Genomic DNA, 13,346 nt, shown 5'->3' with positions numbered 1-13,346 from the left:
CTCCGGACCAGGCGAGGCCCTTATGTGAGGGCCTCGTTGTCTTGTCAGCCAGAGCAATATTGAGCATCGATTACTTCGCGCTCCAGCCGTACCCGTCCGATGCGATTGATGATCAGCTTCCTGCCTTGCGTCTCGGCTTTGCGGGGACAGAACCTGAATGTTCCCGCTTGAAAGCCGCCGTTGAGCAATACTGATTCACCATGCGGGTTGTACCGCACATAGCTGGCGACATTGTTGTTGGCATGAACGAAAGCGACGTCAGCGGGTATGTCTTCGCGTAGCAGCGTCTCGCCCGCCTCGTACAGCCCGTTGTTGTTACGATCAAGGAAAATCCGCCAGCCCGCGTTCCAATCCGCATCGATTGGCGACACCGTGACCGGACGGTTGCGGCGTACCGCTTCAGTGCGGGTATAGTTGAGGCCCCGCACCAGACCATTGACGCCGTCATCCATTCGCTGACTGTCGATGACAGTACCAAACGCAGGCACCCCGATCGCCAGCATGATGCCGAGAATGGCCAGCGCCACCATCAGCTCCAGTAATGTGAATCCGTGTGACCGCATGGCCTGTCCTCCTTGACGTAAGCGGGCTACTGCCATATGCCCGGAATGAACCTGAACGGTTCGACATGGGAATTGTAGGACAGTGATCCGTTATAGGTCCGTCCGTCGCCTGAATTTGCGCGCAGGTTCACGTTGGGAGCAGGCATTGGTATTGGTAGTCGGACTCAAGCAAGCCCCTTTGCAACGCCTTTATCAGTCGTGGATGATGACGGTGGTGGTGACCGCAGGCCGCATAATGATCAAAACCCGAAGAGTTGGCACATGAACATCAAGGTCCACAAAAAATCCTCGAAACAGACAAAAAAAGACAACCGGTCGCCCGAAGCCCTGTTCGAAAAGGCGTGGGAGCGAGTGATTAGTCAGCAAAAAAAGAATGCCAAGCTACGAGAGGAAATGAAGGCCTTCTCGCAGCGTGTCAGCGAGGCCATTCAGGATCAGGAAAAAGCCTACGTCGATACGCTGTACCAAACCTGCGAGCATCTTCTGGTTTTTTATGGCCGCAAATCCTTGACGCAATGGCAACGGCAAGTACTGATGGATTGGATCGCAGACTGTATGTCTACCATCCACAACAATCCCTTTGCTGGCGATATTGATATGGCCCCGCTGCTTCAACAGGTGGAGGCCATGCTGGAAAAAATGCATCCGGGGATAACGTCGGAATTGTCAGAGGCAATGGATTCTGCTGACGCTGGCAACTACCAGGAACCATCCGATGCAGCAGATGATGAGCGTATGGACGACATGTTCGAGGACCTTTTCGCCGAGTTTGAGCAGGAAGCTGCCTTTGGCGAGCAGGACTCATTTGAATTTGCGCGTCAGCAAGCCTTTGAAAAAGAGCGGCAAGCTACAGAGCAGGCGATGAACAAGCTAATGAAGGGCTCGTCCATCAACAAGCTGTTTCGTAAGGTGGCCCGCGTGCTTCATCCTGATCTTGAGCAGGATGAGGACGCCCGTGCTGAAAAGAACCGCTTGATGAGCGAGCTGGTCGAGGCACGAGACAGCAAGGACCTCGTCAGGCTATTCGCCTTGTACACAGAGCATGTCGGAAAGTCACCGCTGGAGGATCTGGGCGGCGACCTAGCCGGGGCAACCGAGCTGCTACAAAATCAATACGAGTTCCTGCGCGTCGAACAGGAAGACATTCTCTATGAGGATCCCTTTGCGGGTGCGTTGTATGAGCGATTTCATAGGAAGACGGATAAGGCGACGTGGAGCAACATAGAGGCTCACCTCTCTGATCTAAAACGAAACATTACGAATCTCCGGCTGTTCCGCGAACAGGCAACGAGCCTGAACAAGCTCAAGCCCTATCTTGAGGCGCGGCTGGAATATATGCAGGATTACAGCTTCGAATTTGAGTGAGAAATTCGCCGGGAGCCAGCCAATGCATGTGCCGCAATTACCCCCCCACGTTTTCTATCGCCGCGTGGTCTTCGACGTGACTGCGTCCGAGTGCCAGGTAGCGATGGAGGATGAGCACCATTATTTTGTTCTCAACCTGGAGCATGACGGCGAACGGATAACCTCGGTTAACAGCATCGCCCGGCGCACGCCCTGGACCATTTGCCCCCAGGCTGCGACGAAGCTGCAGGAGTTCGTAGGCCGGCCGCTGCGTCAACGCATCGCCGTCAACCTTGCGGACATTGATGGCAAGCAGCAATGCACTCACCAGTATGATCTGTTGATGGTTGCGCTATCCCAGGCGCTCCGGCCCGGGCGGCGAGAATATGTAGCTAAAGTAGTCGGCGCCATGCATGAATATCGGCATGCCGAACTCTGGCTTGATGGCGAGAAGTTACTCGACTGGCGCCTGCGCGGTACCGTGATCGACAGTAATGACCAGTTCGATCAGCGTGATCTACGCAATATCATGCCTTGGGCAGAAGTGCATCTGGATGACCAAACCCTGGAAGCCCTCTATGTGCAGCGGCGCGCCGTGATGGTTGCGGCAAGCAAGGGCATTGATCTGGACCAGATTCGGGATGCTGGTCAGGTATTGAAGGCGCGTTCCGGGGCGTGTTTTGTCTTCCAGCCTGAGCGGGCTGACAGTGCAGTGCGAGTAATTGGCAGTACCCGCGACGATGTGCAGCATGCAGGCAACTTGTTGGTAGGGTGGGGCGAACCGTCAACAGAGACGTGACGCCGGGAGGTTCGAGCGTCAGCTCGTACCAGAACCAGCAAACAACTCGCAGCCACAAGTCATCCATCAAGCCGGCAAGATCCGCGACGGTTCCAGGGATGACCGTATCCGGAAATCAAATTTGTAATGTCGAATATTCAATGCATAATGTCGGTCAATACCATTTTTGTATTGGATATATGACATATGAGCGTCGAAGAGCTCGGGAAAACCATCCATCAGTTGCGTAAAGAGCGAGGCCTCACCCAGGCTGAACTGGCAGCCCAGGTGGGTATCAGCCGGGCAACGGTATCGGGTATCGAGAACAATACGATAGTAGAACTCGGCGTACGCAAGTATGAGAGGTTGCTTAATGCGCTCGGGCATACCCTGGCGGTTAAAGAACAAAGCGGCCGCCCCACTCTGGATGAGCTGAAGGAGTGGGGTTTTGATGACTGAGCCAATTGATGCAGACAAAAACGCGAGCAGTGTCAGGCTGGCGGTGCGCGTTTCTGACGTAGCGGTCGGCAATCTGGAATCAATATCCAGCCGTGGCAAGCGGCGAGAACACCTGTTCGGGTATGAGCCGGCGATTTCGGAGCGCTTAGCTGTCTCGCTGAATATGCCTGTCCGGGCTCGGCCCTATTCATATGAAGGCATTCACCCCATCTTCGACATGAACATGCCAGAAGGCCATCTACGCATGGCGCTCATGAACATGTTTCGCAAAGCCGTGGCCAGCTTTGACGCGCTGCAACTGCTGAGCGTGATTGGGCCATATCAGCTGGGTCGCATTACCCTTGGCCAACAGCAGCGCAGGCCTATGCCTGGTACCTCGATCCAGGAGTTGCTGGTGCATGATGGCGCACAGGATTTATTCGACGATCTTTTATCTACCTATGCCGCTTATTCTGGTGTGTCCGGTGTGCAACCCAAAGTATTGGTGCGCGATGATGCGGGCGGGGACGTAACCCGCCTGACCCATCGCGGTGCGACGCACATCGTCAAGGCTTGGCAAGCCAACCAATATCCCGAACTGGCGACCAATGAATACTTCTGTCTGCGCGCAGCCACATATGCAGGACTCAATGTCGCCAGGCATGAGCTGAGCTCAGGCGGCAAGTTTCTAATAATCGAGCGTTTCGATGTGGCTGAAGGGGGTTACTTGGGCTTTGAGGACTTCTGCGTGCTCAGTGGCAAGGTAACCGACGAAAAGTATGACTCAAGCTACGAAGCCTGCGCGCGGATCATCAACGCCTACCTGCCCGTAGAGCGCAGAGCCCGAGCGCTGCAAGAGTTATTTGTGAGTGTTGCGCTTACCACAGCGATACAGAACGGCGACGCTCACCTGAAAAACTATGGACTGCTTTACGACCATACAGGTATTGATGCTGACATCCGCCTGGCGCCGGCGTTTGATCTCATTACCACCACCGCCTATCTGCCCAAAGACCATATGGCTTTGATGTTGGCCGGCTCGAAGAACTGGCCAAAGCACAAGCTGCTTTACAACTTCGGCAGAATTTCCTGCGGGTTGGGTGAAACGCAGGTCGCGCAGCTGCTTGAACAGGTAGCCGATGGAATCAGTAAAGCCGCCATCGAACTGCGCCAGCATATAAGTGAAGTCGATTGCTTCACCGATATTGGGACCAAAATGCTCAATGCTTGGGATAGAGGGACCATGCGAAGCTTGCTGAGCGATAAGCGGAGATGGGTGAGCGTAGCGAACGGATAACCTCGTCGAGAGAACTGCTGCACCCGCCGGCTTTGGAGGGCGAGCACCAGCTCGTATCAAGGCTGCCCCGACCACTCTGCAGCCGGGTCAAATGAATCATCAAGTTGGTGGACCCCAAGGGGTAACGCAAAAAATGTTCATCTGACCCCAATATTTTTCCGTATCAAGGCTGCCCCGACCACTCTGCAGCCGGGACAAATGAATCATCAAGTTGGCGGATCCCAAGGGGCAACGCAAAAATGTTCATCTGACCCCAATATTTTCGCGGAAATTGATGGTAAGCAACAGTGCACGCACCAGTACGACCTGCTCATGGTCGCGCTGTCACAGGCGCTGCGGCCGGGACGACGTGAATATGTGGCAAAGGTAATCGGCGCCATGTACGAGTATCGTCATGCACAGCTATGGCTCAACGATGAGCAACTGCTCGACTGGCGCCTGCGCGGCACCAGGATCGACAGCGACGATGCGTTCAACGGAAAAGACCTGCGCAGCATATTCCCATGGGCAGAAGAAGCACTCGACGACAAGACGCTTGAAGCGCTATACGTTCAACGACGGGCAGTAATGGTCGCAGCCAGCAAGGGAATCGATCTCGACCAGATCCGGGATGCGGGCCAGGTATTGAAGGCGCGGTCCGGGGCTTGTTTTGTATTTCAGCCTGAGCGGGCTGCAAGTGCGGTGCGGATGATTGGTAGCACGCGGGATGATGTGCACGGGCCGGGGGATTTGTTGGTGGGGTGGGGCTGAGGTAATTGAAAATTGAATCACGAGGGCGCGACGGGGAGCTTACGACAATAGCCGGCGTGACGTAATGCCGTGGGACGGTTTCGAGCTTGGCCCGTATCGCAACCATCCCATTGGCGAATGTAATACCTATTATTTCCAGCAATCTTCTGCGTCCTTGGATCCGCTGACGCCTTTTTCACCTAGTCCATTCAACGTCAGGTTTCCACAATCGGTATCACCGAATGACTGCGTGGCCGTGAGGGCAAAGCCCCCATCAGTGCCATCACCGGCCACGCTTACTCCAAGAGAGTATTTGCCGGTTTCGGATTTCTTTGAAGTCTCGCCATATAGCTTGGTAAGCGTATCCGCGTAACCGCTGTTTTGGGCGCGATACCGTTCCTGCCGAGCGGCTGCTGCGGTCAAGAACGCTTGCCCTTCTGCCCGGTTACCGCGAAGTACATATTCCCGATAACTAGGCAGCGCAATGGATGCCAGGATGCCGATAATGGCTACAACAATCATAACCTCGATCAACGTAAAGCCGCGGATAGCGCTTGGTTTGATTGACCTCATTCTTCAGTCTCCAAGGGGATAGCCTGCCAGCTTTGCCGACCTTGCAGTTCGGGTGACGTGGCGAAACCTACAGAAGTTTCGGTATCAATCACACTTCCGTCCCGGGTCAGGGTGATAGGCGAATCGGATTCATAACTCGAAGGTGCTTTACCTTGGTCGCTGTCTTTGCTGTCAAACGAGCCATCCTGGCTGAAATCAAAGGTTGGGTGCTTGGTGCGTGCTCCTGTATGCGCATTGATGCCATATGCCCAATAAGCTGCGCCATCCGCGCATGGATCCTCATTGGGCGTAATAGTCCCGAATAGAAGTGTATTGCCGCGAGCGACCATTCTATCGACCATCATTTCGCCTTTTTTGCTGTCGACCTCCAAATCGACATACCACCCCCATTTAAGGACCTTATTCTTGTTAGACTCTTCTGCGGGAGTAGTACCGTTTACATACCATTGGACGGGATTGTCAGAAATATAGCGGACGGTGCGTTCGACATTAACCTCGCCGGTGAAAGTGGTGCTGCTTTGCGCTTCTATTGTTTGCTGCTGAAGGTTGCTACGGGTGAGCGAGCCTGCATCAGAACTGACAGTGGGCTGTGCTTTTGTTAGGCGATCCCAGACACCGTAAATGCTGTGGGCTTTGGTGGTGTCCGGAGCTGCGTCAGAGTTCTCGAAGTACTTCCCGGTACCGAACATGACGATATAGCCCCGTCGAGTCGGATGGCGAACAAGAGAGGGCGGGGAAGTTATCGCCTGAACACGGGTTTGGTTTTCTTCGATTGGATAGGTCGCACGGTATAGCGGGGTACTGCCGTAGGAGATTTTATAGTGAGCATCGGTAAAGGAAGCTTGTTCAGTCTTGCTGAATGGGTCTGCAACCTCTTTCTCAGCTGGAACTGGCACTACCAAGTCGAAGCGCCAGAGGTTTCCCAAGAGGTCTCCTGCATAAGCGTAGTCGACGATGCCATCCCCGTTGTTATCTGCGCCGCGAACGCTAGATAAGCCGTTAGCGCTATTCTCGTTGCCACCGCTATCGACAATCAGTTCCTTGATGAGGGTGCCGTCTTTGATATTTATAATCAGTAGAGACGCCGCATCCTTCTCGCTGTCATACCCATTTCCTTGAAGGACTGCCCATTGCCCCCCATGGAGGCGTACGATTTCCGGTTCAGGGAAGGAATAACCGAGATTTGCGAACCCGTCTGACTCGTTTGTAACTTCCCATAGCAGTTTGATGCCGCTGCCATCTTCGCCGGGGTTAGTAATGTCTAGAGCAAAAAGCGATTTACCGCCCGCTCCAAGAGTGCCGACCAGTACGGTATGCCAAGCGCTGTCAAAATAAACGTCCCGGACCGTAGGTGTGCCGTCCACAAAAAATCGGTGCGCTCCGCCCTTGTATGTCTGGCCAGTGAGTTTTGGCATGTGCTTAAGCACCGCAGAGGGCACAAAAGCGAACACTTCGTTTCCATTATCAGCAGAAAACGCATGGAGCATGCCGTCGTTTGCGCCGACGTACACAAGCTCGGGTCTAGCTTTGTTGTTCTCGAAAAAAGTCAGATATTCGCCAGCGTCACCGTCTATTTTATCGGCAATATAGGGCAAATATGAGGGCGCTCCTACCACGACTGGAGTGGAGTTTATGATATCTCCCAGAACGGAACTACGGACTCGGAAATTAGTGGAACTGCTACCCTCGGCATCGCGGGCTCCGCGTAGGTAACGAACTCGGTTGGAACCCTTATTATCGGTAACCACTCCGGAGGCATCTGGATTCATATCGAAAATCGATTGCACCTCATCGCCCAGGTTGTCGTAAGAAAAGTCTCTGAGACCGCTGTCCGCATCCCCCCCAGCGATTTTAACATTCCGGTTTTCGGAGCTCGTCAGTAGGCTCTTGGCAGACCATATTAGTTCGCGCTTCGAGCCGCCGTTAGGCAGACGTTTGATGTCATAACGCTTGACATCACCTGACCAGTCTTCACTGTTATATTCTGGAAAGAAAGCACGGTTTAGGATGGTCAGATTGTAAGGATCATCCGGGTCGTCAGCGCTTACGGAGGTGGTGGAGCCTGCGGCTGCGGCAGTCGAAGTGCGCTCGGCGATCCTATTGAGGATGTCTTTGAAGGATTGCACCAAGGTTTCAGGGCTGTCGGCGCTGAAGAACTCGCCGCGTGAGTTTATTGCCGCGTGCCAAAGATCATATACTTTACCGTTATTCGACGAGACACTAGGCCAATCTTCGCTTCCACTTGCGATATTTTTATAGCCTGAACTGTCAAAAGTTCCTTTGCCCGTTTCCCATTCTAAGTTGGTCTCAACTAATGAGGTTGTTAGTCCAAGGCCGACAGTAAAGTTGACCATGTTTTGCCATGTGGCGGGGTTGTTTCTGGGATCCCAGTATTCGGTGTCTTGGTTAGTGCTTTTATATTTAGTAAATGGTTTTACGTTGTTATCAATCGAGTGGAGATCTGTAGCCCAATAATGCATTGCCAAATCAGCGAGCGTGTCGTCATCGTCGCTTTCATAAGGAGCTTTCGGAGAATAGCTGGTTCCGTCGGGAGTGTTCCATGATTTATCGTCATGCTTATATGGGGAAGGGTCGGAGGGTGTGCTGCCGTTCCAGATACCATCTGCCATCATTACGTGATAGGCGGGTCGACAAGAATACTTTCCGCTATTTCCCGATCCAATTTCGTTCTGCCAAGCTTTGTCGCTGGTGAGAAATACGCCAGCGCGCTTCATTGCTCTGCGAAGGGGGGTGCTGCCGTTAAAAGAGCTATTGTCTTTCATCCATTTAAAAAAATCTGTTTTGTGATCGCTACTGTAAACCGAAAAGTTTGTGCTGAGAGGGCTGTTACTTTGATTGATGCGCTGCCAACTGAATCGTACGGATGAAGGCAATTCGTAAAACGCTAAATGGGCTGCGCTCAGCGTGGCCAGACCGCGGGTTCGGTAAAATGAATACCAGTTAGCGAAATTTTGTTTTTCATCGCTAGTGTCTGGTTCTTCTTTCCTATAGCACCTATCGTCGTGTTTGACCCCGGAGCAGTTATTCAGTGATTCGTCGTATACATAGTAATATGCTTTTGCTCCTTTATCGCGATCATTGAATCCTGAGTTGATTGGATGCTTCGCCCATTTAGTCCCACCGCTCCAATCATTGTTCCAAACCGGCATGTAGTTATTAGAAAGATTAGTTTTATTATATCCGGTAAATCCGTTCCATGGGGCCGACGTAAAAGAGGTGCTATAGCTGGAGCCATCTGCCTTTTTTGGAATGATATAATCAACATCAGGGTTGTAATAAATCGGATTAAAGTCTGACGATTTAGCTCTGCGAGTGCCGCGACATCCGTTAGAGTCGTCGGGGCAAACTGTAACTCCATTGACTTTGAAGTTTTTATCACTTAAGCCGTCTGGGGCGTAAGCGAACTCCATGCTTCCAGAATCATCAAGCGTGAATATTAGGTTCGGCGCTACCGAGTCTACCAGCATGAGCGGGCTTTGGCTGATATCCAGGTTTGAGGCATGAGAGCCTGCAGCGTGAAAGCATAGAGCGAAAACACCTGCGCTATAAAAAGTTCTGCCCGTATTAGTTAAAATGTTCATGGTTGGCCGTCCTGGCTTAGTTATAGACACGCGAAACGGTTGAACGAAGGCGTACCTCGCCGTAGTCGCTGCTTGCGCGACTATTTATCTCATAACGGAAGATGCCGATGCCCATTGCCATGTTTCCATATTCGGGGTTTTCGTTTTCACCTTGGGCTGCGCCACCAGGAGTGGGAATGGCGTACCAGCTGATATCCTCGCTGAAATCCGTGACGTCATCCGGTGCATAGGCCTTTACCGGGTCGTTCTCATCGAAGCTTTGGGTATATTGAGGAGCTTGGTTGAGGACACAGACATCCACGAATTTCGTACCGCAGCTATTGGTGGCGTTCACCGGGCGGAGAGCAGCTTCGAAACTATATTTTCCAGGTATTTTTACCAGGGTGCCGATCGTCCTGTACTCACCGTCTTTCAGGCCGGCTTCCGAGGCATTGAATAGCTGCTTCTGGTCAATCAGGTTTCCGGTGATACGCGATTCAAGAGAAACTTCTCTCATGTTCGTAATCGCCAAGGTCGTCAGAATCAAAAGGAAAACGAGCGCGATAAGCAATGTCGCACCGCGCTGGTTTTTATGGGCGGCGTGGTTTGAGGTGGAGTTATTCATCGTGAGAGGTTCCTGAGCGCAAGGGTGCTTTCAGTCGTAAGATAAAGAGCGCGATCGGGAGTTGTAGCATTCGACTCTCCATACCACTTACTGCGCCAGGCCTGATAGGCAGTGCTGGAGTTGGCGTCAGCTAGATTCTGGGATCGGCTTTTTAACAATGCTGCGTAGCGAACTGAGCGTATGCGGTCTGTAGCCGCCGGAGCTGTTTTGAACTCCTGGGTTTCCCGTGCGGTATCGTCGCTGGTGCCGAATAGCAATTTTATGTCAACAAGGTTGTCGACTAGCGGCACGCCGTTACATCGCAAAGAATTGTCGAGAATTTGGATCTCAGTAATAACCGGGGAGACGTTGACGTCGTAGGGCTCGTTGCCGCCGGTCAAAGTAGTACCATCACAAGATCTAGTTGTTTTAAGGTTGGGCTGATAGCGAAGGCACAACAGTTGATTTTCGCCATCAAACGTAATGACTTCTCCTGCCTTGAAGGTACAGTTATCAGTGCTGGCCGCACGAAACACATTCTCGTAGCTGTCATCGGGACGGCTCCTGTAACCAGTCCTGTAGAGTTCTTCTTCAAACAGCATTAGTGTGTAGCGCGCGTTTTCGATGTTATCCGATTGTCCTTGCTGGAATACGTAGTTACGTTTGTTGTCTATGTACAACTGCGTGATTCCCAGGATCAGTAGCGTGCTCAGTAAAAGCGCGACCATCAGTTCGATCAGGGACAAACCCTGTTGGCGGATGTTCAAAGGGCTAGTTTTTTTCATATCTGGCTCCTGAACGTGTAGGTGCACAGTGTGTCATCTAGACTTTCTGCGGCTGCGTCCAGGCAACCTTCGCCAGCAGCGCTCCACGCCAATCGGATTTCAATCGCAGCGCCATCATCGTCGCATGTGCCGGGAGTGGTTGAGGTGCATGCGACGAACGCGTCGGATGCTTGGTCTGCATCGGGTAAAAGCATCCGAACCCTGGATGCCCAGCATGCTACCTGCGTTTCGAGCAATGCATCGTCGATTACAAGACAGTTATCTGTAGCGCCAGCGGGGAGCGAGTCGAACAGTGGGGAGTCAGCTGCGTTGGGCTGAAGGCTACTAGGAGTGGAACGTATTATTTCCATCAGCTCGTTGGCGAGCATTACCGCATGAGTACGCTCGACAGAGTCCTGCGTGTATTGGATCGCTTTACCTTGCATCGCGACCATGCCGAGAATGCCAATGGCCGTTAGAAGAACGGTGACCAAAACTTCCAGCAGGCTGAAACCACTACATTTCATGCTTCTCATATGGAACAGCTCCCTAGTGCGCTACCGTCCGGCTTCTTTCCTTTATGATGCAGCTTGGTGGCGCCGCTGGCTGAGACTGTAAGCAGCCGGCCCGTAGCGGCTTTGTTGTCGCTACAAAATATCGCGCGGAAGCTTGGTGTGCTGGCTGTACCGTTGGGGTGGTAGCTGAGCGTAGTCGCAGTGGTAGCGAAGACGACATTGCCGAGGCTCAAAACAGAGCTGCGCAGCGGCTGCCCGTTTGCGGAAACTGTGATCTCGGCTGTGCCAGTATCAATCGCGACTGTGGAAGTAACCTTACGGATCACTGCTTCGCTGCGGGCATACTGAAGAAGAGAGTTGAGTTCTTCGGCTTGTGACTCGGCACGGTTGTCGCTTATTAGTATGCCGAAGCTGGGAACCGCTATGGTTGCAATGATGGCGACTAGCGCCACTACAACCATCAGTTCTATTAACGTGAATCCCTTAATACGAAACATACTTTGGCCTCCTTGCAGTGGTTGGACTATATGCGGTCAGTTTCACAAGGTCTCGTCTGGCGCGATGACCGGTCATTTTTAAGGAACGAAAAGGAACCACGAAAGGAGTTTGCCATCGTCGAGAACCGGCCTTAGCCGCAACCCTGATCCCTAATCATTCACCTCGCCAATCGACGCTAACCCCATTGGCACTATCGCCCCCGCTTGTTTAGTCTCAAACCATTACAAAACAAGCCTGAGTGCTTAGGTCATGAACACAACAAAAATACTGGGGGTGACTTTGGCTATTGTCCTTTCGTCCGCGCAGGTTCCCGCCGTTGAGCTGCCTGATCCTGAGTCGGTGCGTACCGATCGATTGCAGTTGATGGAGGGGTTTCCGCCGCCGGCGGAGAAGCAGATTACTCACGCCGGTTTCATGCGGCCCTATCCCAACCCGCGGTGGAGTTTTCATCATGCGCGCGAGCTGTTTCCGTCGCGGAGGGTGGCGCGTGCTAATGAGGGCGTGTACGTTTTGCCGCGCCTTGAGGGCCGGGAACAGCAGATCGCTGATCTGACTTTCGCAGGTCCTGACGGCAAGCCAATGAGCTTCGCCCAATATCTGGATTCAACCTATGTCGATGGCGTGCTGATCATGCAGCACGGCAAGGTGCTGTTCGAGCAGTATCAGGCCGGCGTGCCGCAGGATGAGCCGCATATTCTCTGGTCGGTGACCAAATCGGTGGTAGGCCTGCTGGCTACGCAGCTGATTGAAGAAGGGAAGCTGGATCCGCAGGCATTGGTTACCGATTACCTTCCGGAGCTGGAGCCAAGCGGCTGGAAGGGCGCTACGGTTCAGCAGGTGCTGAACATGACGGCGGACATTAATTACAGCGAGATCTACGCTGATCGCACGTCTGATGTCGCCAAGTATTCACGCGCTGCTGGGATGAGTCCGCAACCTCATGACTACACCGGTGCCAAAGACCTGTACAGCTATCTGCCGACCATTGGGGCAGGTGTAGATGAGCACGGCACGGCCTTTCGCTATCGCACTACGCATACTGAAACCCTGGGTTGGATTCTTAGACGCGTTACCGGTCTGTCCACGGCTGCGCTGATCGAGCAGCGCATCTGGAGCAAGCTGGGTGCGGAGCAGGACGGTTACATGCTGCTCGATTCCAAGGGGACAGAGTGGGCGGGCGCTGGCTTCAACGTCACGCTACGTGACCTGGCCCGCTTCGCGGAGATGGTGCGCCTGAACGGAGAATTCAACGGGCAGCAAGTGGTCAGCCCCGCGGTGATACAGACGATCCGCAAAGGCGGCGACCGCGAAGCATTCAAGGCCGCAGGGCGGGACTTCCAGCCCGGCTATTCCTATCGCAACCAGTGGTGGATCAGCCATAACGACGATGGTGCGTTCGAGGCGCTGGGTGTGCATGGCCAGATGATTCACATTAACCCTGCAGTCGGTATGGTCATGGTGCGGTTGTCTTCGCACCCGGTCGCAACCAGTGCGGAAACGATGCCCGCCACCATTGCCGCAATGGAAGCGCTGGCGGACTTGTTGCGCCCAAACCCAGACTGATTTCCACTGCAATGATCGACGCTCGGAAGGTTTCTCTCCGAGCTTCGGTTGTTTCCCCTTCGGCTCTACGCAGTAATAGCTCGTGATCCCGCGTTCAGA

The 13,346-nt window shown here is 53.3% G+C and carries 13 protein-coding genes; 6 read left to right on the top strand and 7 right to left on the bottom strand.

Annotated features, from left to right (window positions below):
- Window positions 1-44 precede the first annotated feature (44 nt).
- On the bottom strand, window positions 45-563 hold the full coding sequence (locus HG264_RS09445) for a GspH/FimT family pseudopilin (RefSeq protein WP_169407425.1): 519 nt from the start codon (window positions 561-563) through the stop codon (window positions 45-47).
- 261 nt (window positions 564-824) lie between these two features.
- On the opposite strand from HG264_RS09445, the gene HG264_RS09440 reads away from it, so the two are divergent.
- The 5 genes from HG264_RS09440 (at window position 825) to HG264_RS09420 (ending at window position 5,170) form a co-directional block, all read left to right on the top strand.
- Complete coding sequence (locus tag HG264_RS09440; protein WP_169407424.1) at window positions 825-1,928, top strand: hypothetical protein; 1,104 nt, start codon at window positions 825-827, stop codon at window positions 1,926-1,928.
- Window positions 1,921-2,706 carry a DUF2889 domain-containing protein gene (locus tag HG264_RS09435; RefSeq protein ID WP_218572969.1) on the top strand — a complete coding sequence of 262 codons (786 nt, stop codon included), beginning with the start codon at window positions 1,921-1,923 and terminating at the stop codon, window positions 2,704-2,706. Before HG264_RS09440 ends, HG264_RS09435 begins: the two co-directional genes overlap by 8 nt.
- Window positions 2,707-2,892: 186 nt before the next feature.
- Window positions 2,893-3,144: a helix-turn-helix domain-containing protein gene (locus tag HG264_RS09430; RefSeq protein ID WP_169407422.1), complete on the top strand. Its 252-nt coding sequence runs from the start codon at window positions 2,893-2,895 to the stop codon at window positions 3,142-3,144.
- On the top strand, window positions 3,137-4,420 hold the full coding sequence (locus HG264_RS09425; protein WP_169407421.1) for a type II toxin-antitoxin system HipA family toxin: 1,284 nt from the start codon (window positions 3,137-3,139) through the stop codon (window positions 4,418-4,420). Before HG264_RS09430 ends, HG264_RS09425 begins: the two co-directional genes overlap by 8 nt.
- A gap of 198 nt (window positions 4,421-4,618) precedes the next feature.
- A complete protein-coding gene (locus HG264_RS09420) occupies window positions 4,619-5,170 on the top strand; it encodes a hypothetical protein (protein WP_169407420.1) in 552 nt (183 codons plus the stop codon).
- A 129-nt stretch (window positions 5,171-5,299) separates the two neighbouring features.
- On the opposite strand, the gene HG264_RS09415 is transcribed toward HG264_RS09420, so the two are convergent.
- The 6 genes from HG264_RS09415 to HG264_RS09390 are packed head-to-tail and all read right to left on the bottom strand — an operon-like array spanning window position 5,300 to window position 11,683.
- The gene (locus HG264_RS09415; RefSeq protein ID WP_372240158.1) at window positions 5,300-5,671 is read right to left on the bottom strand and encodes a type IV pilin protein; all 372 of its coding nucleotides are present in this window, start codon (window positions 5,669-5,671) and stop codon (window positions 5,300-5,302) included.
- 47 nt (window positions 5,672-5,718) lie between these two features.
- Window positions 5,719-9,324, bottom strand: a complete 3,606-nt coding sequence (locus HG264_RS09410) for a pilus assembly protein (RefSeq protein WP_169407418.1) — start codon at window positions 9,322-9,324, stop codon at window positions 5,719-5,721.
- 16 nt (window positions 9,325-9,340) lie between these two features.
- Entirely contained in the window at window positions 9,341-9,928 is a 588-nt protein-coding gene (locus tag HG264_RS09405) for a PilX N-terminal domain-containing pilus assembly protein (RefSeq protein ID WP_169407417.1), read from the bottom strand.
- Complete coding sequence (locus HG264_RS09400) at window positions 9,925-10,692, bottom strand: PilW family protein (RefSeq protein ID WP_169407416.1); 768 nt, start codon at window positions 10,690-10,692, stop codon at window positions 9,925-9,927. Before HG264_RS09400 ends, HG264_RS09405 begins: the two co-directional genes overlap by 4 nt.
- The gene (gene pilV, locus HG264_RS09395; protein WP_256663652.1) at window positions 10,689-11,207 is read right to left on the bottom strand and encodes a type IV pilus modification protein PilV; all 519 of its coding nucleotides are present in this window, start codon (window positions 11,205-11,207) and stop codon (window positions 10,689-10,691) included. Before pilV ends, HG264_RS09400 begins: the two co-directional genes overlap by 4 nt.
- On the bottom strand, window positions 11,204-11,683 hold the full coding sequence (locus HG264_RS09390; RefSeq protein ID WP_169407415.1) for a GspH/FimT family pseudopilin: 480 nt from the start codon (window positions 11,681-11,683) through the stop codon (window positions 11,204-11,206). Before HG264_RS09390 ends, pilV begins: the two co-directional genes overlap by 4 nt.
- 250 nt (window positions 11,684-11,933) lie before the next feature.
- Between HG264_RS09390 and HG264_RS09385 the strand changes: the two genes are divergently transcribed.
- The gene (locus HG264_RS09385; RefSeq protein WP_169407414.1) at window positions 11,934-13,247 is read left to right on the top strand and encodes a serine hydrolase; all 1,314 of its coding nucleotides are present in this window, start codon (window positions 11,934-11,936) and stop codon (window positions 13,245-13,247) included.
- Window positions 13,248-13,346 lie beyond the last annotated feature (99 nt).

The organism is Pseudomonas sp. gcc21, assembly GCF_012844345.1.
Lineage (GTDB): Bacteria > Pseudomonadota > Gammaproteobacteria > Pseudomonadales > Pseudomonadaceae > Halopseudomonas.
Note: the sequence above shows the minus strand (reverse complement) of the source record. Positions and strands in the feature narration are given on the sequence as shown.

Excerpts from the sequence above, each read along its gene's own strand:
- HG264_RS09445 (WP_169407425.1), bottom strand. The coding sequence starts at position 563 with ATGCGGTCACACGGATTCACATTACTGGAGCTGATGGTGGCGCTGGCC.
- HG264_RS09440 (WP_169407424.1), top strand. The coding sequence starts at position 825 with ATGAACATCAAGGTCCACAAAAAATCCTCGAAACAGACAAAAAAAGAC.
- HG264_RS09430 (WP_169407422.1), top strand. The coding sequence starts at position 2,893 with ATGAGCGTCGAAGAGCTCGGGAAAACCATCCATCAGTTGCGTAAAGAG.
- HG264_RS09425 (WP_169407421.1), top strand. The coding sequence starts at position 3,137 with ATGACTGAGCCAATTGATGCAGACAAAAACGCGAGCAGTGTCAGGCTG.
- HG264_RS09420 (WP_169407420.1), top strand. The coding sequence starts at position 4,619 with ATGAATCATCAAGTTGGCGGATCCCAAGGGGCAACGCAAAAATGTTCA.
- HG264_RS09415 (WP_372240158.1), bottom strand. The coding sequence starts at position 5,671 with ATGATTGTTGTAGCCATTATCGGCATCCTGGCATCCATTGCGCTGCCT.
- HG264_RS09410 (WP_169407418.1), bottom strand. The coding sequence starts at position 9,324 with ATGAACATTTTAACTAATACGGGCAGAACTTTTTATAGCGCAGGTGTT.
- HG264_RS09405 (WP_169407417.1), bottom strand. The coding sequence starts at position 9,928 with ATGAATAACTCCACCTCAAACCACGCCGCCCATAAAAACCAGCGCGGT.
- HG264_RS09400 (WP_169407416.1), bottom strand. The coding sequence starts at position 10,692 with ATGAAAAAAACTAGCCCTTTGAACATCCGCCAACAGGGTTTGTCCCTG.
- pilV (WP_256663652.1), bottom strand. The coding sequence starts at position 11,207 with ATGAGAAGCATGAAATGTAGTGGTTTCAGCCTGCTGGAAGTTTTGGTC.
- HG264_RS09390 (WP_169407415.1), bottom strand. The coding sequence starts at position 11,683 with ATGTTTCGTATTAAGGGATTCACGTTAATAGAACTGATGGTTGTAGTG.
- HG264_RS09385 (WP_169407414.1), top strand. The coding sequence starts at position 11,934 with ATGAACACAACAAAAATACTGGGGGTGACTTTGGCTATTGTCCTTTCG.